This is a genomic window from Aeromonas sp. A04, assembly GCF_047780465.1.
Lineage (GTDB): Bacteria > Pseudomonadota > Gammaproteobacteria > Enterobacterales > Aeromonadaceae > Aeromonas > Aeromonas bestiarum.
Genome location: NZ_JBLNHP010000001.1, coordinates 385,727 through 409,452 on the forward strand (window position 1 = coordinate 385,727; position 23,726 = coordinate 409,452).

Here is a 23,726-nt window from a genome sequence, read left to right on the forward strand (position 1 = left end):
TCTTGCTGATCAGAATGATTTCACGAACCGTTTCGGGCGTTCAAGATAGCCCTGCGCCAGATAGAAGCGATGGGCCCCCTCACGCTTGAGACTGCTGGAGAGCTCCAGCTGGCTGCAACCCTGCGCCAAAGCGCTGGCTTCTGCCGCCGCCAGCAAGGCGGCCCCCACACCAGCTCCCCTTGCACCTTCATCGACGACCAGCGCCGAGATCAGGCCCCAGTCTGGGGCAACATGCAAGGGCCGCAGGCGGTGCCACACCAGCACGCCTGCCACCGCATCCCCATCACAGGCAAGCAGCACCTCGCTAGCCGGATCCTGCCTGCCCCAGCGCTCTCCCACCTCGGCCGGGCTGGCCGGATAGCCGAGCTGCCCGAACAGCTGCGCCATGGCATCGGCATCCGCCTGCCTGGCGGGCCGGATCTGCCACCCGTCTCTTTCCATCTTCATCTTTGGCCTCCATTTTGCTCTGTCTCAGCCACCCCAATCCATCCAGGAGCAAATGGCGATGATAAAGGGGTTGCGCCGTATCGTGTCCAGTCAAATCGACCATTTGTTAATGTCAATTCACAAATTAACAAGCCGACAACATATTTCACTGGGAAGCCCATGAACAAATGGATATGTTAAAACCCGCGGACTTGGCAGTTGAACATTCCGCACACCATTGAGTGACCCCCTTGGTCACTCACTATTTTAAGGGAGCGGGGCGCAGACCCCGCCAAGACAGCACGACAAAGGAGTTGTTGTACATGAATGAGATCGTCAATGCCATCAATGGGGTGATTTGGAGCCCAGCGCTCATCTTTCTGTGTCTGGGGGTAGGCCTCTACTTCTCCCTGCGCAGCCGCTTCCTGCAACTGCGTCACATCAAGGAGATGATCCGGCTGATGTTTGATGGCAAGAGCACGGATGCCGGCGTCTCCTCCTTCCAGGCGCTGGCCATGACGCTGGCCGGCCGGGTCGGTACCGGCAACATCGCCGGGGTCGCCACCGCCATCACCTTCGGTGGCCCGGGCGCCCTGTTCTGGATGTGGATGGTCGCTTTCCTCGGCGCCAGCTCCGCCTTCGTGGAGTCCACCCTGGGTCAGGTCTATAAAGAGAAGATCAACGGCGAATACCGCGGTGGCCCGGCCTTCTACATAGAGAAAGGGCTCGGCATGAAGTGGTATGCCTGGACCTTCGCCATCTCCACCATCTTCGCCTGCGGCGTGCTGATGCCGGGGGTGCAGGCCAACTCCATCGGCTCCAGCCTGCAGACCGCCTTTGATATCGATCCGAACGTTACCGCCGCCGGTCTGGCGCTGCTGCTCGGCTTCATCATCTTCGGCGGAGTGAAGCGGATCGCCAGCTTCGCCAGTACCGTGGTGCCCTTCATGGCGCTGGGCTACATCATAGTGGCCTGCGTCATCATAGCCCTCAACATCACGGCCCTGCCGGGCGTGATCCTGCTGATCTGGAAGAGTGCCTTCGGCTTTGACGCCGGCTTTGGCGCCATTTTGGGTCTGGCCATCATGTGGGGGGTCAAGCGCGGGGTTTACTCCAACGAAGCGGGTCAAGGTACCGGACCGCACGCCTCCTCCGCCGCTGCGGTGAGCCACCCGGCCAAGCAGGGTCTGGTACAGGCGTTCTCCGTCTATATCGATACCCTGTTCGTCTGCTCCGCCACCGGCTTCATGCTGCTCATTACCGGGCTTTATAACGTGCAGGGACCGGATGGTGCCGCCCTCTACACGGGGATCGCCGGCATAGCCGCAGGGCCTGGTTATGTGCAGACCGCCATGGAGAGCATGATGCCCGGCTTTGGCAGCATGTTCGTGGCCATAGCGCTGTTCTTCTTCGCGTTCACCACAATCGTCGCTTACTACTACATAGCCGAGACCAACATCGCCTACATCAATCGCAAGGTGAACCGTCCCTGGCTGACCTTCATGCTCAAGTTGACGCTGATGGCCTCCACCGTCTACGGCACCGTCAAGACCGCCGATCTGGCCTGGGGTCTGGGTGATATCGGGGTCGGCCTGATGGCCTGGCTCAACATCATCGCCATCCTGCTGCTGCAAAAAACCGCCTTCGCCTGCCTGCGGGATTATGAAGCCCAGCAGGCCAAGGGGCTGGATCCCGTGTTCCACCCGGAAAAACTCGGTATCAAGAACGCCGATTACTGGATGGGCCACCGCTCCGAAGACAACCTGGAACAGGAGAAGGCCGGTCACCCGTTCGAGCCGGATCGCAAAGTATCCTGAACGCAATGCCCAGTAAAAATGGCAGCCTCGGCTGCCATTTTTATTTCTTTAATTTCAACAACTTACATTTAAATCAAGGAGTTAAGTGCCACACAAGGGGACACGTTGGGACGTGAAAAGACACCAAAATTGGCAAAATGTGGACACTTTTTTCTGCCCATTCTCGGGGAAGCTCAAGCTGGTTGAAGATGGTTTTCCAGCGGGTTAAAGCGGACTGCATCATTAAGATAATCCGGTGCAAAGTGGGCATAAGTCATCGTCTGATGAATATTCTGATGCCCAAGAATTTTTTGCAGTGCAAGGATATTTCCACCTGCCATCATGAAGTGAGAAGCGAACGTATGGCGCAGCACATGAACCGCCTGCCCTGCTGGCAGATCTGGTGCAACTTGCTTGATCACGTCACGCACCAGCAGATAGTCAACGTCTTTGAATAACTGGCCACGATGAATGCCCAGGGTAATCTCCTTCGCTAGTGCGGCCGAGATAGGTACTGTCCGGTTCTTGCCGTTCTTGGTGTTGATGTAGGTCACCCGGCTGGCAATCACATCATCTCGTCGCAGCCCTGTCGCCTCGCTCCAGCGAGCCCCGGTAGCCAAACACAACTTGACCACCTTCAGGTTGTCACCTGTCAGTGCGGCCAGCAGGCGGCCAATTTCCTCATGGGTCAGATACCCCATAGCGCGGTCTACCTGTTTGACCTTTTTTAGCCCCTTGAGCGGGTGCTCGTTGTGGTAGTGCCCCAATGCGATCAACACCGAAAAGACGCCGCTAAGCCTATCCTGCTCCCAGTTGAGCGTACTGGGCTGGCAACCGGCTTGCAGGCGCTGCGCCCGATACTCAGCAAACAACAGGCGGTTTATTTGCCGAGCCTGGGGATAGCCCAACGCCGCATCCAGTTTGCGCAGTCGGGTAATGGCATTTTCCCCCGACTTCAGCGTCTGGCCATGGTAGCGCCACCAGAGTTCGATGAGCTCGGAGAGCGTCCGATTATCTGCTGGCCGCTCCACCCACTCTTTATTGTGTTCGGTGGCGATCACCCAACGCTCGAACTGCTGGGCCTCGGACTTGGTCTTGAAGCGCTTGCGGATCCGCTTGCCGTCCCTCCCTTGTGGGCGGATATCGACTAAATAGCCCTCGGGCGTGCTCTTAATGCTCATATCACCCCCCTTATAATTATAATAGGAAGGGGGACTCCACACTTCTGAACCCATACAGTGACATGAACCGCAAATCAAACATGCACATTACCCTCCATCAAAAAATATAATGATACTTAGATTTTTATGATGCCTCTTTATCAATTATATACAACTGCATCAACAACCTCTTTTTGTGCCTCAATAAGTACTGACAACGATGAATTTTGAACAGCCGTATATGGTCCCATCAAATAATTTCTTGATGAATCAATCTTTGAATGAACCAATGCATTTCTAATCAAATAAAGTATATCTGACAATAAATTTAGATCTGGGCGATGGTTTTGCCCATTCAACCATTGCTTTATTGGTCCGGACTCAGTTATATCATTAACAGAAGCCCCATCAAATAAGTCAAGTATAACTTGCGGCGTTAAAGAACTGGGGAATGTGATGCGTGATAGAGAAACAACCTGTTTCATCATTTCAGCCTCACTGGATATTGACTTTGATTTTTGCAAAGTTGAGTATATTGCATCAAGAGAAAGTGATGCAATATAGTTCTTCAATCCCCACGCATATAAAACCTCAAAGACACGATGATTATTAATATATGTAACATCTGGATTTGCCTTTGTTTTTAATGCGTATTTATATGCTTTCCTAGCAGCTTCAGGTATTTCATCATTTATCTTTCTAGCTATTGCTGAATTAGATAGTAAACCACTATCTTTAAATGAATGTATATATGATGATGATGTCGCTACTGTAGACCGCTTAAAAAAGCCAAACTCTATTAAATCATCACAATGATGATTACTTGTATTTACACAAACAAATGGCCCGATAGCCTCATAAATATCAGACCAATCTGGCAACCCCCCATTTAGCATTCCTGGTTCAATTAACAAAAGACCAAATATTAGATATGGTGATGAAGACATATCAGGTGTAGAGATGGGGCTGAACTTGCCCGAAAAAACAGTATATATAGCAGCTCCATCTCCAGGGATAGTATAAATCCCTTCCATAAGTGCGGTGTTAGTGTGGCTATTATCAACACAATAAAAACAATATTCCTCACCACTACCATTAGCTATAAACAAAACACCATCATTATTATTTACAACCGAGAAGGAATCTATATAGTTTAATATATCCTGCTCTACCTTGTCTTGTTCAAAAAAAACATCTCTAAGCTTTAATTCATGGCTAGCAATAACTAACACAGCATCATCACATTGCACATCACCCTCTGGAATCCCGAGACCAGAAGCAATCGATCCTTTAATTCTATTAAGCATTGTAATTTCTCTGTTTAACTAGCCTGGCTCCAGCATTCCTCAATACTTATACGACCTGCAGATCTGAAGTATTCTTTAAATCCTTTGAAAATAAAATCTCTTGTCTTTTCACCGGTGTTGTCTCTTCGACTAAAACCACTCTGAATTTTTTCAAATCTGAAGATAGCTAAAGGGTCCTCCGCTTCAGAAGATAACAACTCAATTAACTTATCCTTAGATGCAACCAATTCTTCAGGATAATATTCAAGACAGAAACCATATGCAGCAGAGAATCCTAAATGAAACGTATCTCTAGCCAAAAGACTTACGCCAGTCGGAACAGCAACACCATCAACATCCTTTGACTCTGAATATTTTCTGCACAATGCAGCATCAAACACTAGTAAATAACGCACGTAGTCTTCAAAAGCTTGTGTCAAATCAGGTTTGCTAGAACTGCCACCGATAGACTCACCGTACTTATCTAATACATCTATTTGATTTAATTCAGCGATAACATCATTTCTTACATCGATATGTGGTTTTTTCTGCACAAATGCTTGGAAGGATGTTGCGATCAAAGAAAACTGATATTGACCATTGCCAGCTCTTCTTGCAGTGTCTTTCTCTGTATAAATATCAATTTCCTGCCCTAACGTCTCCCTGAGGGATTTACAAAGCGGAGCACTAACAACTTCGAGTTGATGCTTTAAACTCATTGGTTTTTGCCCTGCATTCAATAATATCATACGATATGTCAAGGCAGACAGTGAGATATCAGGCCAGATCTCAACTCTTAGCGTATTTTCCAGAAATAGTCGATGTTCATCAGGCTGTGCTGATAATTTCGCTGAAACATCCTGAATAGCTCTAGTTCTTTGCAAACCATCGATAATATATACATCTGCAGGTGACAACTCACCAATCGCCATAGTAAATGCCGCAATACTCTCCTCATTATCATTGTTAGGAGTTTTTACATTTTCACTCTTAACACCTATTACTATAGGAGGAATAATACAACCAACAGCGAGGTCGTCCCTCAATCTCTCATACGGCTTAAATCCTTTGACGACTTTTCGTTGTATATCTAAATTACTTTCAGCACCACTTACTAGTTTAAGATAGTCACCTGTTGACATCTCCATTAAAACAGATGTCGCATCTATTCTATTATCTCGAATAATGCTTAAACACTTCATTTAATACCCTCACACAAAAATGGTTATAATATTAAATTAATTATATAGATTATGCTGTTATCTGCTTAACCTATCTTTTCCTATATGACCTATGTTCTACCATAACGCCGATGATCTGGATGTGCTGCCGGTCGGAATGCATGGTGGGGAAATCATCGTTGAGGGGGACCAGTTCAAACACCTCTTGTCCGCTCTCGTCGATGCCGCGGGGCCGGTACTTCTTGAAGGTGGCCTCTTCGCTTCCGTTCTTGGCCACGACGAAATCCCCTGGTTGGGGCGCTTCGTCAGGGTCAACGATGATGAGATCACCTTCCTTGAAGAAGGGTTCCATCGACTTGCCACGCAACCAGAGGCCGAAACCACAAGGGCCGACATCGACCCCCGCCGTCACATACTCGACGTTTCCATCAAAAGCAGTGGCCTGCTCGCACATCTCGTGCCAGTGGCCGGCCTGGACATAACTCAACACAGGCACGCGCGTTCCTTGCGGGATAACGGCCGGTTCGACGTTGTGATATCCGGGCATAGCTTCCGGTGTAGGCTGTCCCCTCGCCTCCCCCTCACCAGTCAGAAGCCAGTCAACAGTGACCCCCAGCGCTGCCGCTAAATCATTGAGATAGCGCCCTTTTGGCTGGTTAAGTCCCGACTCCCACTTGCTAACAGACGCATGGGAAATACCAACACGCCTGGCAAGTTCAGCCTTACTCATTTTCTGTGCCTGCCGGCTGGCAGTTATGCGGTCATTAATCGTTTCCATGAAACCTAAGTTACCATTCCGAAATCACACTTAAGTATCAAACTCTCTTGACTCCCGCTTATTACATAAGTTACGCTCCAGTCACAAATGATCCTTAAGTTATATTTGTGAGGCCGGAAATGCAGAAACATGACGTCTTAGAACACTTCGGCAGCATCACTGCCATAGCCAAGGCTATTGGGGTCTCTCACGCCGCGGTCAGCAAGTGGGACGAAACCATCCCCCAAGGCCGTGCCTACCAGATCGAGGTGCTGACCGACGGCAAATTGAAAGCCAATACGCGCAGCGCCCCGCAACCACCCACTCCTTGTGTTTGAACCCCCTGAGAAGGATTCACCATGACGACTCGAATCAAACCCATCCGTATCCCCAGCGACGTAAGCCAGTTGCCGCTTGATTACCCCTTTGGCAATCGCGTCAGCGAAAGCCTGGAGGAGTACGCCAAACGCCAGGGCATGAGCATTGGGGCCATCAAGAAACGCGCCGACCGCGGCCAGTTACCCATCTTGCAAGACGGCCCGGGAGCACCTCGCGAGGTCAACCTTTACGCCCTGTTTCTGCAGGCCCGTTATCAGGCCGAGCGCTACGTCACCATGACACTCGCGTGAACCTGCAAACACCATAACGGGTCAAGGAGAACCTCGCATGTTTACCGAATACGTCAGCAAACATCCGCACTGGATCAGCGCCTGCCAACGCTTTGCGGCCAGTCACAACATGGCCGAGATCGCCCAACGGGTCGGCATGAACCCGCAGCTCCTGCGCAACAAGTTAAACCCCGATCAGCCCCATGAACTGACGGTAGCCGAGCTGATTGCCATCACCCAAGCGAGTGACGGCGATGAAACCCTGTTCGATGGCGCCCTGTTTGGCTGTGGCTTGACGGCCGTTGCCATCCCCCAGGCAGAACGGGCCCCTTCCCTGCCCCATCAAGCCATCGATCTGAACGCCAAGATCGCCAGCATTGGCCAACGGGCGCTGGAACTGACCGACCGCGGCCGGATCACCCGCTCTGAACGCAACACCCTGGTGAGCGTGGCCACGTCAGCCATGGGGTCACTGGCCATCTTGATCCATGACGTAGAAGCCCGCTTTCAAGCGATACCGGCCCTGGCCTGCGCATCAGACATCCTGGTGCAAGCCGCGACCATGTAAGGGGGATCCCATGCAAAAACACATTGATTCAGAACAACGCAACCTCGCCGGGCTGACGCCAGCGGAACAGGTCGCCATGAACACCGCGGGCTGCATGCTGCTGCGTGAAATTTTCGGCAAGACCCGCTCCAGTCTGGATACCGACTGGCTGGCTATCAGCTCAGCCAAGAAGGCCGCCATCTGCACCATCGCCCGTCAGTCACGCGGCCAGCTGATGACTGCGACTCTTTCCACCCTGCCACATTCGCAGCGCGAGGCAATCCGCTTGGCGGTACTGGCGCTGGATTATCAAGGGGAATTTCGTGGCGGCTGTGACAGCAAAGTATGGCACCCGGCACCGGTGAGAAAACCGGTTAGCGATATCGAGAGATTGAAGAGGGAGAGAACGAAAAGACTGGAACTGAAACAAGCCGTTCTGGCCGCAAACCAGATGACACAACAGGGCCCGCGACCCATCGGGCAATAAAAAGCCCGCATTACGGAGCTGTAACTCCAAGCGGGCCCTTATCAACAACCTCCACAGGAAGTCGACATGACAACTTTAGCGATCCCCTGCGCCCTGCGCAACCTTCGCATCCAGCAACGCAAGCTGACGGGCCGGTATGGCACCCGTCTTAGCCAACACCCGGACGGAGTGGCGCTTATCGAGCGCTCCACCGCCCTGGCTTGGGCCTCTCTGTTTCACCGCATCAACCCCTGCACCGCTCAACAAGGAGCCTGACCATGACCGCACAACCGACCCAAATCAACCTGCTCAACCATCATGCCGCCAAGCGCCTGCGCCAGTTGCGGGAGCGGTTGGCTCTGAGCCGCCCCAAGTTTGCCGCGATGCTGGATATTCCCCCGACCACGCTCAAGAACTACGAGCTGGGCTACCGCGAGATTGGTGGTGGCCTGTTCCTGCTCATTGCCAACCATGCAGACCTGAAACAGCACATCGACTGGCTGCTGACCGGGCAAGCCCCCAACCAGATAGCAGAGGCCTGACCATGGCCGCCGTTATCACTCCCCACACCGAACCCACCATCAGGGCCGCCAGTGCCTACCTTGCCAGCCGCGGTTGCATCAACTGCGGCACCACCTGGCTGCGCGGCCAGCACGGATACGCCCACATGGAGCGTCTGACGTCTGGCTCTATCCGCATCGTGGAGGGGATCGCATGAAAGGTCTGTTTAACCACATCCATCCGCAGGCGGCCATCGCCGCCCTGCATGAGCTGTCGACCCGGCTGCAGGGCCATACCCGGCATTCTGATCTCTACCGTGGCTCGGAGGGGAATTCCCTTCGAGCTCAAGCCCAACAAAACCTGCGCTGGCATCAGCTGTTTTGCGCAATGAACCGGAGGGAGCCGGCATGAGCATTGACGCCATTCATATCGCCCAACGGGCCGAACTGGCCGTGTTGCCGCTGTTGACCGAGCTGTTGGCCAGCGGCGAACAGGAGAACCGCATCGCCCTGGGGGAGCTCTATTCGGGCGACCAATACATCCAGGTGCAATTGATCGTGACCAGCAAGCAGGAAGATCTGCTGGATGACGATTCCGTGATGGGGGACGAGGCATGACAGCTGACCTGTTTGAGCTGGAGGCCTCTGCTGATAATGCGGGCTGCGGTGAAGCAGGCCCAGTCCATATGCAGCCACCGGCACCGGTAAGCCAGCTGACCAAGCACTGGCAAGCGGCGATGGGCGAATACCTCATCGCCCCGGAGAACGGCGAGGTGGCGGAGCTGCTGGCACTGGGCGCAATCCGCTCCTTGTACTGGCTGGCGCTGGGCAGTGGTGAAGCCACGCTAGCGACCACCATTGCGAACTGGTGGGCGGATGTATCGCCCATGCACGGCCTAGGGGAAACCATCAAATGAACTACCGCCTGATATCAATGATGGAGCGGGACTTGGGGTGGTGGTGGGAAGACCTGCGGGGCGCCAGTGCGCGCCTGCAGGGCTACCAGCGTCTGCTCATTGAGTGCCGCCAACTCTCGCCACGGCCAAGGGCCACCATAGCGCTGACCCTGCGCCAGTGCGCGGCGGCCCGTCGCATCTGCGCTCACTCCTCCTTCGTGATCAAGGGCCACCGCTGCGCCCTCAACTCGCTGCTAGGTACTACTGCCCAATGACCCGTAACACCACCAAGCTGCCGCTGTCCAAACGGACACTGCGGCAGCGCATCGATACCCTTGCCAACGCCCTGCCCCACCTCGACCTCAGTGCCCTTGGCCCCGTCTTTATCGGTACCCCGGGCCAGAGCGATCTGGTCTGGGCAATCCAGCTGCTTGATGGCCTGTCACAACAGCTCACTCTGACCCTGTTCAAGCAGTACGTGCGCCGTCGCAAAGATGGCACCAGCCGCAATTGCCGCAACGCCAATATCTGGCTGCGTGAGCGTACCAAGTGGGTGCGAGGCCTTATCCAGGCGATCCCGGTCGACCCGCATACCATGCGCGATGAAGAGGGGCGCAAGCGTGTCGCCCACCTGTTCGCCAACCAGACAGCCGCGATCTGGCGCCACATCGAGCAAGGCATCAAAGCCGGCGAGGAGCCGGATCTGCTGCTGACCTGGGAAGCTATTCGCCAACCGGCCGACCAGTGGGGGTTCATTGGAGATCTGCCTGAGTTCAAAACCGAGGAGGTGCGCGATAACTGGATCTTGAGCGTGATGGTGCGCCTGCTCTCGGCCAAGTGGTGGGAGAAGCGGATCAACCGCACCTGGGACCGTCTGCAAGAGCACATCAATATCTTACTCGGCAAGGTGCGCAAAGGAGTGTCCGCTTATGTGTCGAACGCCACCATGAAGGTGGTGCGCGAGCGTAAACGGGCCATGATGCGCTGGCTGGCCGAATCGGAGGTGATGAACACCAAGCATGATCTGGTGATCTCGATGAAGGATTGCTGGGAGGCCAGCAACGCCAACCCAGTCAACCGCCGCAACGAGATGATGGTGCGTGCCCGGGGTTTCAGCGACTACGCCGAGGAGCAGGGCCATGTGGGCGTCTTCTTTACCTGGACAGCCCCTTCCCGCTTCCATGCCTGGAAGACTGGCCGCAATGGCAAGACAGTCGAAAATGAGAAATACGAGGGTGCCACACCGCGCGAAACCTGCGCCTATCTAGCCAAGCTGTGGAGCCTGACCCGCGCGGCCCTCAAACGGGGCGATGCACCTGTTTATGGCTTTCGCGTTTGCGAAGCTCACCACGACGGCACCCCACACTGGCACTTGCTGCTGTTTATGCGCCCTGCCGACAAATGGCGGGTGATCAGTACTCTGCAGCGGTATGCCTTGAGCCATGACCGTGCAGAGTTGATCCGTGATCCAAAGGGGCTCCCCTCTCATACCGACTTCACTCCGCGCTTTGACTGGGAGGAGATCGATCCAACCAAAGGCGATGCGGCAGGCTATATCGCCAAGTACATCGCCAAAAACATTGATGGTGCCTATTTGGATGACGATGAAGAAGCTGATGCCCCCGCAAATGAAGCGGCCATGCATGCGGTTGCCTGGGCCAGTTGGTGGGGGATCCGTACCTTCCAGCAAATAGGCGGTGCCCCGGTCGGGGTATGGCGCGAGCTGCGCCGCATCAGCAATGCCAAGAAGCACGGCGATCTGGTGGGACCACCCAAGCCAGTGCTGCAAGACCCGCGTTTTGAGGCGGCCCGCTACGCCGCGGATAACGGCATTTTTCGCTGTTACCTCCACGCCATGGGTGGCGCTCTGGCCACCCGGGCCGAGCACCCCATCAAACTGGCCCACCTCATCGAGGAGCAGGCCAACTGCTACGGCGAAGACATCAAGCGCCTGATGGGACTGCACACTGCACGCTTAGGGATCAAGACCCGCCTGCAAGGGTGGGAAGTGGTGCCCGCAGGCACCCATGAGGCCACCAAGGCCGCCGGAGCGTCGGGCCGGGGTGTTGAAGTTCAGTCGGGCGACAGCCCGGCTCCTTGGAGCTCTGACAATAACTGTACGCGGCCGGATCCTGCGGCGTTCGCGGATCAGTTGATGGCAGAGCAATGGGGTTTATCACCCTTCTCTATTGGACGTTTGTGGGCAGGTGCCAACGTCACCGCTGACGGTTTCACCCTCTGGCTTGAGAACGGTCAGCTGCAGTCGTGTCGATCGCTACCAAGCGAGCCGGATTGGATACCCGATAGCCAGCAGCAAGCCGAACAGGCCGAAGCGGATGAATACGCGATCCCGGCTGATGACCAGGAGTGGCCAATGCTGGTTGAGCTTTGCGGCAAGGTGTACCTAGCACAAGGCCACGCCGGGGCACACCGCTGGATCGAGATGCTGCCGCAGCCCTATCAGTCAGAGATGTGGCGGGTGCTGGAGGGGCTGGACACCCCGGAGTGGATGCAGGAACAGAACAACTACAACGAGGAGTGGGTATGAACATGAACAGCAAACAGAGCGTCAGCCGGGAAGAGTACCGCAGCCTGGATAATCGGGTGACCTGCATCCTGCAGCAGCGCTGGCCAGCCAAGGAAATCAGCCAGTGGGTGGGGATGCTGCAGGGCAAACAGCAGGCCGTGGCCTGCGCCATCCTCGCCCCGAATCGCTGGCCCTGCTGGCCATCGCCCCCGAGGTGCCGACCCCGTATCAGACCAGAGTGAACCGCCCCACCGTGCCAGTGCCAACAGCCGATGGCCGCACTGTTGGCCGCCACCATATCGTTGAAGGGCTCACCCCCGTGGCCATCGATCAGAGTGGCACCATCCGGTGCGCCATCACCGGCCGCACTCTCTTCATCGCACTGGGCAGCATAATCGATCGCACCAACCCCGGCGCCGCCGAGCAGCTCAACCCAAGGTACCAGCCAGCACTGCACCAGGTAGTGGCTGACCAACGTAAAATTGAGGCAGGAGCACAATCATGAGAAACCCTCGCAAAAATCCGGTACTAGGTGACGAGATCAATAGATTGGGCACCACCAGGGAAGTATTGGATCTGGTGCAAAATCAGGAGGGACGGTGATGCATGTGGTCTATCACTACCCGACAATCAACTATGCCCAGGTGACTGTATCGATCGGTTGCTGGCGCATATGAGCAAAGGCCGATGCCGTGGTGGCCAAGCAGGGGGAAGCCTGAACCCAGCCACCAAGCGCAAACAGAAAGAACGCCAGCGTCAGGCCGCACTGTGTATCCAGCGGGCCGAGCCCAAACTCTCGGCAGGGAGCGGAAGCCCCTGGCCACCCATGTCGGCTGCGGGAACAAGGTGGCGATCCCTACACCGCCGACGAGTACATCAGTACCCTGATCCGCAGCGACTGGGAGAGATATTAGGAGCAACTGAGGGTGCTTGCCGGCTAGACTTGCCACCGCCCACTGCCGGAGGGTGTGGTGGCGCCTTCGACGGCTAATACACTTGCTGACACACCCAGGGCCACAAAACCCTGGCTCTGTAACCACAGCGTGACCTGAAGAAAGAGCGCCGCTGCGCGTTTTGTCCCGTCATGCTAGACCAGCAACTTTCCGTGAACATCGCTCAGGGCCTGCTGGTATGCTTACCAGAAGGCCCCTCATCTCCTTTCCCTCTCGTTCCGCCGCCCTACATCTTGGCCATCTACACCATGTGATACGGGTCGCCTCGATCACAGTCCTGACTTGTTCACAAAGACGAGGCTTGGTGGAGCTTTCCATTGCCACTCTTTGGCTGTTTCTGCACAGCAGCACAAGTAGAGCCAAAATACTGGGGGGTCAAGCGAATACCGCTAGACAGCAGAGATAGGCTGGCAATATCATGATCTAAAAATAAATTTTCAGTGTCAGTTATGAGGATGGAGCGGTGTTATACGAAAGACTCTGTTATCGGATTAATACCGGTTTCCATCTAATCACACTTATGTTTTAAATAGGAACAAGCTATGTCGATAAAAATTATAGGTGGAAATTTTTCAGGAAATGGCAGGGATGGGATTCGGGTCGAAGGTGCTGGCGACATAGAAATAAGTCACGTAACTGCAGAAGGTAATGGCGGTCAAGGCATAAACATCATTCAACATGGCAGTATTATGCAGCGGTTTGGCCTTCCTATAGATACTGATCCAAAAGAGTTGGCCAATTTGTTAATTGCTATTCGATCAGTTCCAGAAAATAAAAAAGAGAGTGTAATAAAGGACAGCAATTTATGGGGTAAATTTGGGGTGGGGGCTTTGAATACATCTACGCTGATTTCAAACCTCATAAGTATCGCAACCAATCCTCAAACACTCCAAATGGTTACGACGCTATTGAAGTGAAATATAATAAACGATAATTAATCGGACTTGGGCGAGCGGTCACCATTTTTGTAAAATGCCACCATCACACCCAAACCATTCTTACGGGCGTTAGGTCGCGACAAGGTCACACGAGTAATGTATGACTGTGTCGAATGAATAGGGAAAAACAACTGGGGGCGCTATTGCGCCCCCAGTCCTTCCAGAACCAACTGCCGTCCCTCTGGCGTCAGCGACCCCATCAAGCTTAGCACCAGCTGGTTTGTCGTCTTGGCTGACGGGCTCAGGGTATGAGCAAACGACAGACAGGCCACCCAAGAATGGCCACACTCGGCGTCCGTGCACTGGCAATAGAGATCAGAGACATCATCGCTCAGTCGATTGGTCTTGGTTATGCGGCCACGCTGGCCACACACTTTGCAATAAACCCGCATCACGCCCCCCATTCTCATATAAATCAACGCACTATTTTGCCACATCAGACACTGTTTGTTTATACAGTGGCGCCAACAGTTTCCCGAAAATCGACCCAAAGGGATCGAGGGAGTCCAGCCCCATTGATGGAATCCCGCAGCAGCTCACATAAAGGCAGCACCTCATTGCGGGCGTAGGTGGCATCGTACTTCTCGGGATCCCCCAGTCCTCCCCCGCCATTGGTCGGGATGATGCCGGCCAGCGCCGCCGGAAAGCGGTGGCTGGTTAGTACATCCTGGGCGGTGATCCCCTTGATGGCTGCGAACTCGTCCTTGGTCGCAATGTCCCCCACCGGGATCAGCTTGATGCCATCGGGCTTGCCTTCCGGGATATTGACGAACATGGAACGGAAGTTACCCACTCCCTTGCTGTTGGCGATCATCTCCTTCATCTCTTTTTCAGTGTCATCGTCCATGTTCGGGTCAGTGGCATAGAAGATGAACCCCATGTGGGCGCCATTGAGGAAGTATTTGCGGCGGAACAGGGTGGCGTCTTGGTTGAGCAGGGCAGACTGCAAGCCACCCAGGTAATCAGGCATGCCATAGACCTGCTGCTCCGGGTCGTACTGGGCAAGCCAGATCACATCCTCCGGCCGGTAAATCAGGTTCGGCTTGCCCTGCTGCTGCAGGTAAACAAAGCAGCCATCTTCGCGCCGGCGCAGATAGACGCTCGAGAGCGGGTGCAGCCCGACCACCTGGCCGAAGGCGTTGCGCAGCTTGAGCAGGCCCGCATCCCCGAACTGCAGGTAGTTGTGAGCAAAAGCGGTGACGGTGCTGCGCTGATTGGTAAAGCGGCCCGCCACCATATTGCGCCGCGCCATCAGAATGGCCCCGTGGTGAGCATTGGCCCGCGCCACCTTGGCCAGCCCCTTTCGGTCGATGGGCGGCTGGTAATACTCGCCATAGGGGTTGTAAAACACCCCGGTGTAATCGGTCATCCATGCCGTGGGGTCGATGGCCTCCGGCATGCTGAACGCTACCGTTCCGCTCTTGGTTGGAGTGGCCACCTCGGCCGGTTGCTGCTGTTGTTTGGTCATGCTGCCTTCTTAACTTCGCTGGTTGTCCAGGTGGATCTGCGTTTGCGGTTGGTATCGAGTGGCTCGTTGGCCACGGCGTGGGCGATGGCAAAAAACACGTCAGCGTGTCCGGTCACATTGTCGCGGGCGGCCCGAAACGTCATCTGGCCGCCGCCGGTGGTGCTGCGCTTGATGGCAAGGAACGCCAGCGGGATATCCCGATCCGAGCTGTCCCACTCGATGCGGTTGGCCTCCACCACGTCGATCATCTTGAGTACCAGCCGCGACTTACTCTCGATGCTGTAGTTGATGGGGTGGCACACCCCTTTGAATACCGGCTTAAGCAGGTCATAGACCCCTGAGCCAATGCCGGACACATCGACCCCCAGATACGTGACCCGAAACTTCTTGGCGATCCGCTCGATCTCCTGCGCCTGATATTGGAAGTTGAGCCCACGCCAGTAGTGCTTTTCCAGCACCCGGAATCGCTCGCCGGCAACAGTGGGCGGGGCAACCACCACCAGGGTGGCGTTGTCGCGGGTGCGGCTCGGGTCATAGCCCATCCATACCTCTCGCCGACCGAATGGGTCAGGCCGCCCGGGCTTGTAGTCCTCCCACCTGGTCGGGTCCACCCCTGCCCGCTCCATGTCCTGGAACTTGAACACCGACAGGGCATCATCGATAAACCGGCACATGTAGAGGCGATCGAACACCTCCTCCGGGTACTCGTCCTTGAGCTCCTCAATGTCGATGAGGTTGCAGCCAAGGCGTAGGGCATCCTCGATGGTGATGACGTAGCGCCACTGGCGATCGGGGCAGACCCGACCGCCATCGCGCATCTCATCTTCACCAGGGAAGTCGATGGCCACACGGCTCGGGCGCTGACCCTTCCAGCGATCCCCGGTCCAGAACCGGTACGCTTCGTGAACCTTGCTCGATGGGGTCGAGAAGTAGGTTTTGCGCCAGCGGCTCTGGGTCGCCATGGCGCTGGCCACGTCCGACAGCTTCTCGAAGTTGGGGATCCAGAAGTACTCATCGATGTAGACGTTGCCGGAACGGGACTGGGCGCTGTTGGAGTTGGTAGAGCAGAAGTGCAGCTCGGCCCCGTTCGACAGCACAATGGGGTTGCCGGTCAGAGTGACGCCAAGGAAGGTCTGGGCAATCTTGCAGATATAAGAGCGGAACACCTCCGCCTGGGCTCGGGTGGCGGACAGGAATATTTGGTTGCCACCTGTCAGCACCGCATCTTCCAGCGCCTCGCCGGCGAAGTAGTAGGTCATGCCGATCTGGCGCGACTTCAAGATGTTACGGGTACGCGGCAAGGCCGGGTCGTTCTTGGCCTCGCGGCAGCGCAGCTGGTAGCCAAACAGGGTACCCAACCACTCGGCGAAATCGGCCTCGGTCAGGTGACCGACTTCATTTTTGCCCTTCTTGCCGCCCTTGAGGCTGCCACCCTCCTGACCACCTCGGCCCCGCCTGCCACGTTCGGGCGAAGGCTCGCGGCCTTCCTCGCTCTGGGCCTTGATTGCCTGCTCCCGCTCGGCCCACTTGAGCGCCTTCTCTTTGAGGCTGACATGGTGGCCGATAAGCCGATCGAGCTCCTCCTGCTCGCCCGGGCTTTTCTTCTCCCGATGCAGCAACACCTGCACCCGGCGGGCGATGGCATCCTCCACCGCCTCATCGGTCAGCAGGTCACGCCAGCCGAGCTTCTCGGCCCAGTAGTAGATGATGCGGCAGGAGTTCAGACCCAGTTCGTCCTTGATCTCCTGGGGTGTCCATCGTTTAAGGTAGAGTCCCCGCGCGGCATTGCGGATCTCTTCGGGATACGCCACAGCGCCTCCATCAGGTGAATGATGGCGCCATCATAGCCAGCCCCCTCCCCCGACTTATCCCACTGATGTTCTGAGCAATTCGGATATTCCGCTGGATCCGAATCCCCCCGAACACAACCGGATGAATACCCCTTCCCGACCCGATAGCCTGAGCCCGTATCAATTGGGAGCAGGCATGAACGAATCAACCTTGAGAACTGGCTTTGTCTGTATCGCTACCGAAGGCAAAGCGGTGGACGGCCGAGACATCACCCGCGAATGGCTGGTCGACATGGCCGAGACCTACGACCCGACCTATTACACCGCCGTCATCTGGCCGGAGCATGATCGCTGGTCCAGCTATGGCACCGTGCAGGCCCTCAAGACCGAAGAGGTAGACGGCAAGCTCAAACTGTTCGCCGTCCTCTGCCCCAACCGGGATCTCGTCTACTGGAACCAAAGCGGCCAGTACCAGTTCTGCTCCATCGAACCGTTCGAGCAGTTCGCCGATCTGGGCCGAACCTACTTGATTGGCCTGGGCGTCACCGACCAGCCAGCCAGCACCGGCACCACCCATCTCAAGTTCAGCAAGAGCAGCAAGGGCCAAACCATCGGCACCAGCGAACCGCTGGATCTCTCCATGTTCAAGCTGCCCAAGCACGAGAAGCCCGACAGCCTGCTCTCAAAGCTGTTCAACCTGCTGTCCAGCCATGGCGAGCACGACCCCCAACCCACCCCCAGCCAATCCGAGGATGAGGAAATGAAACCAGAACAGTTCGATCAGATGCTGGGGGCCCTGACAGGCCTTGGCACCAAGATCGATGCCTTCAGCGCCAAGCTGGAAACCAAACCGGAGACCGAACCGGCCCCGGTCATCGACCCGGCAAAAGAAGACAAACCCGGCGTCACCACCGAGCAGTTCAACCAGCTGCAAACCCAGCTCAGTGAACTGACCGCCAAGATCGACAAGTTCTCCGTTGAAGTGCCGGGCCAGCGCCCAGGTGAGCTCGGCGGTGACGATACCCCCACCGCATATTAAGGAGCGACCGTGAGTCAGACCCTAACCGTCCAGGCCCGTCAGCGCCTCGAAAAATACAGCGCTGCCCTGGCCAAGACCTATGGCATCCCCGTTAACGTGCTGGACAAACAGTTCAGCGTCATCAGTGGCCCGGTGGAAACCGGCCTGCGCGCGGGCCTGCTCGCCTCGGTCGAGTTCCTCGGTCTCATCACCTGTATGGATGTGGACCAGATCAAGGGCCAGGTGGTGCAAGTCGGCATCGGCAAGCTGTTCACCGGCCGCAAGAAAAATGGCCGTTTCAACGGCAAGATCGGCGTAGCTGGCAACACCTACGAGCTGACCGAGACCGATTCGTGTGCCTCCCTCGACTGGGCGACCCTGTGCGTCTGGGCCAACGCCGGTAGCGAGGGTGAGTTCATCCGCCTGGTCGGTGAGTTCATCAACACCGCATTCGCCCTCGACATCCTGCGGGTCGGCTGGAACGGCGTCTCTGCCGAAGAGACGACCGACCCCGAGGCTCATCCGCTGGGTGAAGATGTCAACAAGGGTTGGCATCAGATCGCCCGCGAGTGGAACGGCGGCAGCCAGATCATCAAGGCCGGGGCCGGCAAGAAAATCCACTTCGACCCGGACGGTAAGGGCGATTACAAGACCCTGGACGAGATGGCCTCCGATCTTATCAACACCACCATCGATCCCCTGTTCCGCCAAGACCCGCGCTTGGTGGTGCTGGTCGGTACCGAACTGGTGGCGGCGGCCCAAGCCAAGCTCTACAGCGAAGCCACCAAGCCGAGCGAGCAGATCGCCGCCCAGAAGCTGGCAGAGTCCATCGCCGGGCGCAAGGCCTACATCCCGCCCTTCTTCCCGGGCAAGCGGATGGTGGTCACCACCCTGGACAACCTGCACTGCTACACCCAGCGCGGTACGCGCAACCGCAAGGCCGAGGATAACCAGGATCGCAAGTGCTTCGATAACCAGTACTGGCGCATGGAAGGCTATGCCCTGGGCGAGCACCTGGCCTATGGCGGCTTTGAAGAGGCCGACATCGAGATCGGCGCCGCACCAGCAGCGCCCGAGGCCTAAGACATGAGCTCACCCGGTCAACGTCACAAGCAGCGCGTTCAAGCCATGCAGGGGGCCGAGCAGGCCGCCTGCTCTGGCATGGCCACCGGCGCGGTGGCGGACAGCCTGCACCTGCAACTGATTGCCCTGGAACAGGACATTGTCCGGCTGCGCAAACTGGCTCGCATTGGGGATCGGGTGAACATGAAACGCGATGAGCTGATGCCCAAGTACCGCCCCTATGTGGAGCGCTATCTGGCCGCCGTCAGTGAGTCCGGCCAGCCCTACCAGAACGAGCTGTTTCAGCGCCTCATCATCTGGGCCTTTGACGTTGGCGATTTCGACGCAGGCATTGCCTGGGCAGAGCTCGCCATTGCTCAGGGGCAGCGCACCCCGAACAACATCAAGCGGGACTGGGCCCACTTCGTGGCCGACACCGTGCTGGAGTGGGCCGAGAAGCAGTCCGCCGAGGGTCATGCCGTCGAGCCCTGGTTCTCCCGGGTGTTCGACAAGGTGCGCAATGACTGGCGCCTCAACGAGCGGTTGACCGCCAAGTGGTTCAAGGCGGCCGGTTGCCTGCTGCTACGTGACCACGACGGCCAGCCCCGCCCCAGCGCCGTGGGCGACAGCACCACCCTGGAGCAAGCCGATCACTGGCTGGCCCAGGCCGACAAGCTGCACGGCAAGGTGGGCGTCGGCACCTTGCGCCAAAAGATTGCCATGCGCCTGCGGGCGCTCAATCCGGAGCAATAAGACTCTCCGCGCCACCGCACCCCGGCGCGAATGCCATGGGCAGCCTCTGGCTAACCCAGCGGCAATTGCGTGGCTACAGGGGTGCCCCATTTCAACCAACCAGCGAGGCACGCCATGTTTGCAGGCAAGGACATCGACTACAGCGCCGCCACTATCCGCAATGACGGGTTCTGGCCGGACGTGGCCGTCGCTGACTTCGAGCGCCGCCGCGCCGTGCCTGCCGATCTGGATACCCAGACCACCGGCGCCGCCCTGCTCGCCGCCGTCTCTGAAATCAACCTGCAGCTTGCGAGCCATCAGGCCACGCTGCTGGGCAAGGGCTACACCACCGCCGCCGAGGTACCCGGGCCCAGCCTGGAAGGTGGCACCAATGCGCTGACAGAGCAGTATCTGGCCGCCGTCTTTGCCCGCGCCAAGGCCGCCCTGCTGCCCGAGTTCGCCAGCGTCACCGAACGAGCCACCGCCAACAACCAGGTAGAGCGTTCGCCAGACCAACGCGCCCAACTGCTGGCAGAGAGTCAGCAGCTGGTGCGCAGCATCAAGGGCAAGCGCCGGGCGGGAGTCTCGCTGATATGAGCAACGACATGAACGAGCAGCAGGCCCAGGGCTACTTCCTGCAGGCGCTCCACGCCGAGCTGTTGCGGGTATTGCCGGCCAAGTGCCACAAGACGCTGGATAGCTGGATGGAGAACGGCACCATCCGGCTGGAGCCCAAGAACATGGGCCCCACAGGAGTGGATGTGGCATGGCTCACCTATCAGGCGGTGTTCACCATCGAGCAGCTGCCGTTTCGCGAGCTGGATCCCGCCATCGTGCTGGCCGCTGTCGCTGCCTGGGTGCAGGAACATGACGAATTCCGCGAGCGGTTCGAGCTGGACGACCCCGAGTACGCCGTCACCCCGAACGATGAAAGGACGGCTGACCTTGAGATCCAGCTCCCCTTCACCGAGCCGCTGCGCCTAGTTGAGCACGAGCTGGGCCCCATCAACTGGGACAGCAAACGCTGGAACGTGGCCCCCTACGACATCTGGGTGGCCGACCATATCAACCTGAACGTAGGTGATACCGGCCATCACCAGATCGGTGGCCAGTCATGATCACCATCACCCTGGACACTCGCCGCGGCAAAGACCAGCTCAACCTGCTGGCCCTGCCGCCCAAGCAGCGCAAGCGCCTGGTGTGGCGAGCAGCCAACGAGATGAAGAAGCTGGCAGCCCGTAACGTGCGCCAGCAACAAGACCCAAACGGCCAGCCGTGGGCGCCGCGCAAGCGGGGCAAACGCAAGATGTTGCGTGGCCTGCCCAAGCTGTTGCAGATCCGCGAGCCCCGCCAGGACGTGGCAGAGCTGGGGTTCACCAAGGGCACCATGAGCGCCCACGCCGGGGTCATCGCCAACACCCACCAGAAGGGGCACACCTACAAGGTGACGGCAATCAGCCGGCGCCGTATTGCCCCCAGCGATGGCGGCAAGAACAAGCAGGCCAGCAAGGCACAAGCCCGCAAGCTGCGCGAGCTGGGGTTCAAGCGCCCGGGCAAACGCAAACGGGCATACCGCTCGGCCTCGCTGGGCTGGATAACGGGCAACCTCAACTACGCCCAGGCAGGGTTGCTGATCAAGAAGCTCAAGGATGAACCGGTCAAAGAGAGCTGGGAGATCCAGCTGCCAGCCCGCCCGTTCCTGGGCGCCAACACCAAGCAACGCGAACAGGCCTTTGCCCGAGCGCTGCAAAGCATCAACTACGGCTGGGACGTCAACAAGCAAGGCATGAAGGGGAAATAACGCCATGTGGCCTTATGTACAGATCAACAACTTGAACCAGATGCAGGGGCCAGTGACGGAAGTCGAGCGTCACCTGCTGTTCATCGGCAGTGCGCCGACCAACACCAACAAGCTGCTCTCGCTCAATACCCAGTCTGACTTTGACACGCTGCTGGGCGAGGCTGACAGCGAACTGAAAACCAACCTACTGGCCGCCCGCGACAACGCCGGCCAGAACTGGACGGCCGCCGCCTTTGTGCTGCCGACCGACATGGATTGGAAGGATGCCGTTCGCACCGCCCAGAAAACCCAGTCATTCGAGGCAGTCGTGGTGCTGGGGCAGGAGTGGGACGCGACCAAAATCAACGCCGCCCACGCCCTCAACCAGGAGATGATCGCCAAGTGGGGGCGCTGGCAAGCCATGCTGCTGGCGGTACCGGGCATTGTCTCCACCACCGAGGGCGGTCAGGACTGGAGCGAATATGAGGCAGAGCTGGCCGCCCTGCAGAATGGCATCGCGGCTGAATCGGTCTCCCTGGTCCCGCAGCTGTGGCCCAACCTTATCGGGGCTTACGCCGGCCGCCTGTGCAACCGGGCAGTGAGCATCGCTGATAGCCCTTGCCGGGTGAAAACCGGCGCAGTGGTCAGCCTTGGCGCTACCCCCAAGGACAAGGACGGCACCGAACTGCCGCTGGCCACCCTGCAGACCCTGGAACAAAGCCGCTACTCGGTGCCGATGTGGTACCCGGACTATGACGGTGTCTATTGGGCCGATGGCCGCACCCTGGACGCCGAGGGCGGCGACTACCAGGTGATCGAAAACCTGCGAGTGGCCTACAAGGTCGCCCGCCGGATGCGCCTGCGCGCCATCGCCCGCATCGGTGACCGCTCGTTCAACTCCACCCCAGGCAGCACCGCCGCCGCCGTCATGTTCTTCGGCAAGGACCTGCGTCAGATGGCCAGCGCCACCACCATCAACGGCCAGCCGTTCCCGGGCGACATCGCCTCCCCCAAGGATGGCGACATCACCATCACGTGGACCGCCAAGAACCTGGTCTCCATCTATGTGGTGGTGCGCACCGTGGACTGCCCCAAGGGGATCACCGTCAACATCATGCTCGATTTGAGCCTCAACAATGGGGAGGGCTAACCCATGACCCGCCGTATTTCAGGCCAGTCCTTCGACACCACCCTGATGGGCACCATGGTGCACATCGAGAAGGCCAGCCTCTCTATCACCGACAACAGCGCCGTGGCGCAAACCCGTGGCATCCCTGATGGCTATGTCGATGGGGATGTGGCCGCAGAGCTGGAGTTCGAGCTCGATGCCAAGAACTTCAAGCTTCTGTGTGAAAGCGCCAAGAGCCAGGGCAGCTGGCGCGGCATGAAGCCGGACGATGTGCTGTTCTACGCCGACACCGGCGACGAGACCATGAAGGTGGAAGCCTTCGGCGTGAAGCTGACGATCTCTGACCTGCTCGATGTCGATCCTAAGGGCGGCAGCAAGGGGGTGCACAAAATCAAGGGGTTCGTCACCTCCCCCGACTTCGTGCACATCAACGGCATGCCGTACCTGTCGGCTGACGACACCCGTCACCTCAAGGGCTAACGGATGGATCTGATCGACCGCGCCACCCAACACGCCGAACGGATGCTGGCGGCCCAGTTGGATAACCAGCTTGGCCGCAGCCACTACCAGGGCGAGAGCTTGCACCTTTGCGAAGCGTGCGACGACCCGATCCCGGAGGAACGCTGCCAGCGAGTACCAGGGGTACGCAAGTGTGTGCCCTGCCAGAGCCGCGCAGAGCGTCGCGGCCAATAAGCATCGAGAACGG

General features: G+C 57.4%; 31 protein-coding genes and 1 pseudogene. 24 read left to right on the plus strand and 8 right to left on the minus strand.

The window, feature by feature from the left end; translation table 11 throughout:
• Positions 1–9: 9 nt before the first annotated feature.
• Positions 10–447 carry a GNAT family N-acetyltransferase gene (locus tag ACM3N8_RS01660; RefSeq protein ID WP_416015355.1) on the minus strand — a complete coding sequence of 146 codons (438 nt, stop codon included), beginning with the start codon at positions 445–447 and terminating at the stop codon, positions 10–12.
• A 302-nt stretch (positions 448–749) separates the two neighbouring features.
• Between ACM3N8_RS01660 and ACM3N8_RS01665 the strand changes: the two genes are divergently transcribed.
• Positions 750–2,243 carry an alanine/glycine:cation symporter family protein gene (locus ACM3N8_RS01665; RefSeq protein WP_043136299.1) on the plus strand — a complete coding sequence of 498 codons (1,494 nt, stop codon included), beginning with the start codon at positions 750–752 and terminating at the stop codon, positions 2,241–2,243.
• 173 nt (positions 2,244–2,416) lie between these two features.
• Here ACM3N8_RS01665 and ACM3N8_RS01670 read toward each other — a convergent pair whose 3' ends face one another.
• From ACM3N8_RS01670 to ACM3N8_RS01685, 4 genes are all read right to left on the minus strand, one after another.
• Positions 2,417–3,403, minus strand: a complete 987-nt coding sequence (locus tag ACM3N8_RS01670) for a tyrosine-type recombinase/integrase (protein WP_416015356.1) — start codon at positions 3,401–3,403, stop codon at positions 2,417–2,419.
• Between the two features lie 140 nt (positions 3,404–3,543).
• On the minus strand, positions 3,544–4,689 hold the full coding sequence (locus tag ACM3N8_RS01675; protein WP_416015357.1) for a hypothetical protein: 1,146 nt from the start codon (positions 4,687–4,689) through the stop codon (positions 3,544–3,546).
• 14 nt (positions 4,690–4,703) lie between these two features.
• Positions 4,704–5,870, minus strand: a complete 1,167-nt coding sequence (locus tag ACM3N8_RS01680) for a hypothetical protein (RefSeq protein WP_416015358.1) — start codon at positions 5,868–5,870, stop codon at positions 4,704–4,706.
• Positions 5,871–5,940: 70 nt separating this feature from the next.
• Positions 5,941–6,627: a LexA family protein gene (locus ACM3N8_RS01685; RefSeq protein WP_416015359.1), complete on the minus strand. Its 687-nt coding sequence runs from the start codon at positions 6,625–6,627 to the stop codon at positions 5,941–5,943.
• A 119-nt stretch (positions 6,628–6,746) separates the two neighbouring features.
• On the opposite strand from ACM3N8_RS01685, the gene ACM3N8_RS01690 reads away from it, so the two are divergent.
• From ACM3N8_RS01690 to ACM3N8_RS01755, 14 genes and pseudogenes are all read left to right on the plus strand, one after another.
• Positions 6,747–6,944 carry a Cro/CI family transcriptional regulator gene (locus tag ACM3N8_RS01690; RefSeq protein WP_290041985.1) on the plus strand — a complete coding sequence of 66 codons (198 nt, stop codon included), beginning with the start codon at positions 6,747–6,749 and terminating at the stop codon, positions 6,942–6,944.
• 21 nt (positions 6,945–6,965) lie between these two features.
• A complete protein-coding gene (locus ACM3N8_RS01695) occupies positions 6,966–7,235 on the plus strand; it encodes a hypothetical protein (protein ID WP_042023315.1) in 270 nt (89 codons plus the stop codon).
• A 37-nt stretch (positions 7,236–7,272) separates the two neighbouring features.
• Entirely contained in the window at positions 7,273–7,782 is a 510-nt protein-coding gene (locus ACM3N8_RS01700) for a phage regulatory CII family protein (protein ID WP_290041987.1), read from the plus strand.
• A gap of 10 nt (positions 7,783–7,792) precedes the next feature.
• Positions 7,793–8,248 carry a hypothetical protein gene (locus ACM3N8_RS01705; protein WP_290042508.1) on the plus strand — a complete coding sequence of 152 codons (456 nt, stop codon included), beginning with the start codon at positions 7,793–7,795 and terminating at the stop codon, positions 8,246–8,248.
• A 66-nt stretch (positions 8,249–8,314) separates the two neighbouring features.
• Positions 8,315–8,503 (plus strand): hypothetical protein, encoded by a 189-nt coding sequence (locus ACM3N8_RS01710; RefSeq protein ID WP_226172936.1) that lies wholly within the window; start codon positions 8,315–8,317, stop codon positions 8,501–8,503.
• A gap of 2 nt (positions 8,504–8,505) precedes the next feature.
• On the plus strand, positions 8,506–8,769 hold the full coding sequence (locus tag ACM3N8_RS01715) for a helix-turn-helix domain-containing protein (protein WP_290042509.1): 264 nt from the start codon (positions 8,506–8,508) through the stop codon (positions 8,767–8,769).
• Between the two features lie 2 nt (positions 8,770–8,771).
• Positions 8,772–8,945: a hypothetical protein gene (locus ACM3N8_RS01720; RefSeq protein ID WP_290042510.1), complete on the plus strand. Its 174-nt coding sequence runs from the start codon at positions 8,772–8,774 to the stop codon at positions 8,943–8,945.
• Positions 8,942–9,139, plus strand: a complete 198-nt coding sequence (locus ACM3N8_RS01725; RefSeq protein ID WP_290042511.1) for a hypothetical protein — start codon at positions 8,942–8,944, stop codon at positions 9,137–9,139. Before ACM3N8_RS01720 ends, ACM3N8_RS01725 begins: the two co-directional genes overlap by 4 nt.
• Positions 9,136–9,345 carry a hypothetical protein gene (locus tag ACM3N8_RS01730; protein WP_042871650.1) on the plus strand — a complete coding sequence of 70 codons (210 nt, stop codon included), beginning with the start codon at positions 9,136–9,138 and terminating at the stop codon, positions 9,343–9,345. Before ACM3N8_RS01725 ends, ACM3N8_RS01730 begins: the two co-directional genes overlap by 4 nt.
• Entirely contained in the window at positions 9,342–9,644 is a 303-nt protein-coding gene (locus tag ACM3N8_RS01735; RefSeq protein ID WP_290042512.1) for a hypothetical protein, read from the plus strand. Before ACM3N8_RS01730 ends, ACM3N8_RS01735 begins: the two co-directional genes overlap by 4 nt.
• The gene (locus tag ACM3N8_RS01740; protein ID WP_042871646.1) at positions 9,641–9,898 is read left to right on the plus strand and encodes a hypothetical protein; all 258 of its coding nucleotides are present in this window, start codon (positions 9,641–9,643) and stop codon (positions 9,896–9,898) included. Before ACM3N8_RS01735 ends, ACM3N8_RS01740 begins: the two co-directional genes overlap by 4 nt.
• A complete protein-coding gene (locus tag ACM3N8_RS01745) occupies positions 9,895–12,171 on the plus strand; it encodes a replication endonuclease (protein WP_416015360.1) in 2,277 nt (758 codons plus the stop codon). The genes ACM3N8_RS01740 and ACM3N8_RS01745 overlap by 4 nt, the downstream gene beginning before the upstream one ends.
• A gap of 2 nt (positions 12,172–12,173) precedes the next feature.
• Positions 12,174–12,655 (plus strand): annotated as a pseudogene (locus tag ACM3N8_RS01750) (hypothetical protein).
• 990 nt (positions 12,656–13,645) lie between these two features.
• Entirely contained in the window at positions 13,646–14,020 is a 375-nt protein-coding gene (locus tag ACM3N8_RS01755; RefSeq protein WP_416015361.1) for a hypothetical protein, read from the plus strand.
• Positions 14,021–14,181: 161 nt separating this feature from the next.
• Here ACM3N8_RS01755 and ACM3N8_RS01760 read toward each other — a convergent pair whose 3' ends face one another.
• Genes ACM3N8_RS01760 through ACM3N8_RS01770 form a run of 3 tightly spaced genes read right to left on the minus strand, consistent with a single transcriptional unit; the run spans position 14,182 to position 17,320 of the window.
• Positions 14,182–14,433 carry an ogr/Delta-like zinc finger family protein gene (locus ACM3N8_RS01760; protein WP_098982207.1) on the minus strand — a complete coding sequence of 84 codons (252 nt, stop codon included), beginning with the start codon at positions 14,431–14,433 and terminating at the stop codon, positions 14,182–14,184.
• Between the two features lie 59 nt (positions 14,434–14,492).
• The gene (locus ACM3N8_RS01765) at positions 14,493–15,509 is read right to left on the minus strand and encodes a phage portal protein (protein ID WP_416015362.1); all 1,017 of its coding nucleotides are present in this window, start codon (positions 15,507–15,509) and stop codon (positions 14,493–14,495) included.
• On the minus strand, positions 15,506–17,320 hold the full coding sequence (locus ACM3N8_RS01770; protein ID WP_416015363.1) for a terminase large subunit domain-containing protein: 1,815 nt from the start codon (positions 17,318–17,320) through the stop codon (positions 15,506–15,508). Before ACM3N8_RS01770 ends, ACM3N8_RS01765 begins: the two co-directional genes overlap by 4 nt.
• Before the next feature lie 175 nt (positions 17,321–17,495).
• Here ACM3N8_RS01770 and ACM3N8_RS01775 point away from each other — a divergent pair, with 175 nt between their 5' ends.
• The 9 genes from ACM3N8_RS01775 (at position 17,496) to ACM3N8_RS01815 (ending at position 23,713) form a co-directional block, all read left to right on the plus strand.
• Positions 17,496–18,338, plus strand: a complete 843-nt coding sequence (locus tag ACM3N8_RS01775) for a GPO family capsid scaffolding protein (RefSeq protein ID WP_416015364.1) — start codon at positions 17,496–17,498, stop codon at positions 18,336–18,338.
• 9 nt (positions 18,339–18,347) lie between these two features.
• Positions 18,348–19,400 carry a phage major capsid protein, P2 family gene (locus tag ACM3N8_RS01780; protein ID WP_416015365.1) on the plus strand — a complete coding sequence of 351 codons (1,053 nt, stop codon included), beginning with the start codon at positions 18,348–18,350 and terminating at the stop codon, positions 19,398–19,400.
• Positions 19,401–19,403: 3 nt separating this feature from the next.
• Positions 19,404–20,132 (plus strand): terminase endonuclease subunit, encoded by a 729-nt coding sequence (locus tag ACM3N8_RS01785; protein ID WP_416015366.1) that lies wholly within the window; start codon positions 19,404–19,406, stop codon positions 20,130–20,132.
• A 114-nt stretch (positions 20,133–20,246) separates the two neighbouring features.
• Complete coding sequence (locus ACM3N8_RS01790; protein WP_335845031.1) at positions 20,247–20,708, plus strand: head completion/stabilization protein; 462 nt, start codon at positions 20,247–20,249, stop codon at positions 20,706–20,708.
• The gene (locus ACM3N8_RS01795) at positions 20,705–21,229 is read left to right on the plus strand and encodes a phage tail protein (RefSeq protein WP_416015367.1); all 525 of its coding nucleotides are present in this window, start codon (positions 20,705–20,707) and stop codon (positions 21,227–21,229) included. The genes ACM3N8_RS01790 and ACM3N8_RS01795 overlap by 4 nt, the downstream gene beginning before the upstream one ends.
• On the plus strand, positions 21,226–21,912 hold the full coding sequence (locus ACM3N8_RS01800) for a phage virion morphogenesis protein (protein ID WP_348684975.1): 687 nt from the start codon (positions 21,226–21,228) through the stop codon (positions 21,910–21,912). Before ACM3N8_RS01795 ends, ACM3N8_RS01800 begins: the two co-directional genes overlap by 4 nt.
• A gap of 4 nt (positions 21,913–21,916) precedes the next feature.
• Entirely contained in the window at positions 21,917–23,041 is a 1,125-nt protein-coding gene (locus ACM3N8_RS01805) for a DUF2586 domain-containing protein (RefSeq protein WP_416015368.1), read from the plus strand.
• A gap of 3 nt (positions 23,042–23,044) precedes the next feature.
• Positions 23,045–23,500, plus strand: a complete 456-nt coding sequence (locus ACM3N8_RS01810; RefSeq protein WP_010636107.1) for a phage protein — start codon at positions 23,045–23,047, stop codon at positions 23,498–23,500.
• A 3-nt stretch (positions 23,501–23,503) separates the two neighbouring features.
• Positions 23,504–23,713: a TraR/DksA family transcriptional regulator gene (locus tag ACM3N8_RS01815; RefSeq protein WP_416015369.1), complete on the plus strand. Its 210-nt coding sequence runs from the start codon at positions 23,504–23,506 to the stop codon at positions 23,711–23,713.
• Positions 23,714–23,726 lie beyond the last annotated feature (13 nt).

Excerpts from the sequence above, each read along its gene's own strand:
- ACM3N8_RS01660 (WP_416015355.1), bottom strand. The coding sequence starts at position 447 with ATGAAGATGGAAAGAGACGGGTGGCAGATCCGGCCCGCCAGGCAGGCG.
- ACM3N8_RS01665 (WP_043136299.1), top strand. The coding sequence starts at position 750 with ATGAATGAGATCGTCAATGCCATCAATGGGGTGATTTGGAGCCCAGCG.
- ACM3N8_RS01670 (WP_416015356.1), bottom strand. The coding sequence starts at position 3,403 with ATGAGCATTAAGAGCACGCCCGAGGGCTATTTAGTCGATATCCGCCCA.
- ACM3N8_RS01675 (WP_416015357.1), bottom strand. The coding sequence starts at position 4,689 with ATGCTTAATAGAATTAAAGGATCGATTGCTTCTGGTCTCGGGATTCCA.
- ACM3N8_RS01680 (WP_416015358.1), bottom strand. The coding sequence starts at position 5,870 with ATGAAGTGTTTAAGCATTATTCGAGATAATAGAATAGATGCGACATCT.
- ACM3N8_RS01685 (WP_416015359.1), bottom strand. The coding sequence starts at position 6,627 with ATGGAAACGATTAATGACCGCATAACTGCCAGCCGGCAGGCACAGAAA.
- ACM3N8_RS01690 (WP_290041985.1), top strand. The coding sequence starts at position 6,747 with ATGCAGAAACATGACGTCTTAGAACACTTCGGCAGCATCACTGCCATA.
- ACM3N8_RS01695 (WP_042023315.1), top strand. The coding sequence starts at position 6,966 with ATGACGACTCGAATCAAACCCATCCGTATCCCCAGCGACGTAAGCCAG.
- ACM3N8_RS01700 (WP_290041987.1), top strand. The coding sequence starts at position 7,273 with ATGTTTACCGAATACGTCAGCAAACATCCGCACTGGATCAGCGCCTGC.
- ACM3N8_RS01705 (WP_290042508.1), top strand. The coding sequence starts at position 7,793 with ATGCAAAAACACATTGATTCAGAACAACGCAACCTCGCCGGGCTGACG.
- ACM3N8_RS01710 (WP_226172936.1), top strand. The coding sequence starts at position 8,315 with ATGACAACTTTAGCGATCCCCTGCGCCCTGCGCAACCTTCGCATCCAG.
- ACM3N8_RS01715 (WP_290042509.1), top strand. The coding sequence starts at position 8,506 with ATGACCGCACAACCGACCCAAATCAACCTGCTCAACCATCATGCCGCC.
- ACM3N8_RS01720 (WP_290042510.1), top strand. The coding sequence starts at position 8,772 with ATGGCCGCCGTTATCACTCCCCACACCGAACCCACCATCAGGGCCGCC.
- ACM3N8_RS01725 (WP_290042511.1), top strand. The coding sequence starts at position 8,942 with ATGAAAGGTCTGTTTAACCACATCCATCCGCAGGCGGCCATCGCCGCC.
- ACM3N8_RS01730 (WP_042871650.1), top strand. The coding sequence starts at position 9,136 with ATGAGCATTGACGCCATTCATATCGCCCAACGGGCCGAACTGGCCGTG.
- ACM3N8_RS01735 (WP_290042512.1), top strand. The coding sequence starts at position 9,342 with ATGACAGCTGACCTGTTTGAGCTGGAGGCCTCTGCTGATAATGCGGGC.
- ACM3N8_RS01740 (WP_042871646.1), top strand. The coding sequence starts at position 9,641 with ATGAACTACCGCCTGATATCAATGATGGAGCGGGACTTGGGGTGGTGG.
- ACM3N8_RS01745 (WP_416015360.1), top strand. The coding sequence starts at position 9,895 with ATGACCCGTAACACCACCAAGCTGCCGCTGTCCAAACGGACACTGCGG.
- ACM3N8_RS01755 (WP_416015361.1), top strand. The coding sequence starts at position 13,646 with ATGTCGATAAAAATTATAGGTGGAAATTTTTCAGGAAATGGCAGGGAT.
- ACM3N8_RS01760 (WP_098982207.1), bottom strand. The coding sequence starts at position 14,433 with ATGCGGGTTTATTGCAAAGTGTGTGGCCAGCGTGGCCGCATAACCAAG.
- ACM3N8_RS01765 (WP_416015362.1), bottom strand. The coding sequence starts at position 15,509 with ATGACCAAACAACAGCAGCAACCGGCCGAGGTGGCCACTCCAACCAAG.
- ACM3N8_RS01775 (WP_416015364.1), top strand. The coding sequence starts at position 17,496 with ATGAACGAATCAACCTTGAGAACTGGCTTTGTCTGTATCGCTACCGAA.
- ACM3N8_RS01785 (WP_416015366.1), top strand. The coding sequence starts at position 19,404 with ATGAGCTCACCCGGTCAACGTCACAAGCAGCGCGTTCAAGCCATGCAG.
- ACM3N8_RS01790 (WP_335845031.1), top strand. The coding sequence starts at position 20,247 with ATGTTTGCAGGCAAGGACATCGACTACAGCGCCGCCACTATCCGCAAT.
- ACM3N8_RS01795 (WP_416015367.1), top strand. The coding sequence starts at position 20,705 with ATGAGCAACGACATGAACGAGCAGCAGGCCCAGGGCTACTTCCTGCAG.
- ACM3N8_RS01800 (WP_348684975.1), top strand. The coding sequence starts at position 21,226 with ATGATCACCATCACCCTGGACACTCGCCGCGGCAAAGACCAGCTCAAC.
- ACM3N8_RS01805 (WP_416015368.1), top strand. The coding sequence starts at position 21,917 with ATGTGGCCTTATGTACAGATCAACAACTTGAACCAGATGCAGGGGCCA.
- ACM3N8_RS01810 (WP_010636107.1), top strand. The coding sequence starts at position 23,045 with ATGACCCGCCGTATTTCAGGCCAGTCCTTCGACACCACCCTGATGGGC.
- ACM3N8_RS01815 (WP_416015369.1), top strand. The coding sequence starts at position 23,504 with ATGGATCTGATCGACCGCGCCACCCAACACGCCGAACGGATGCTGGCG.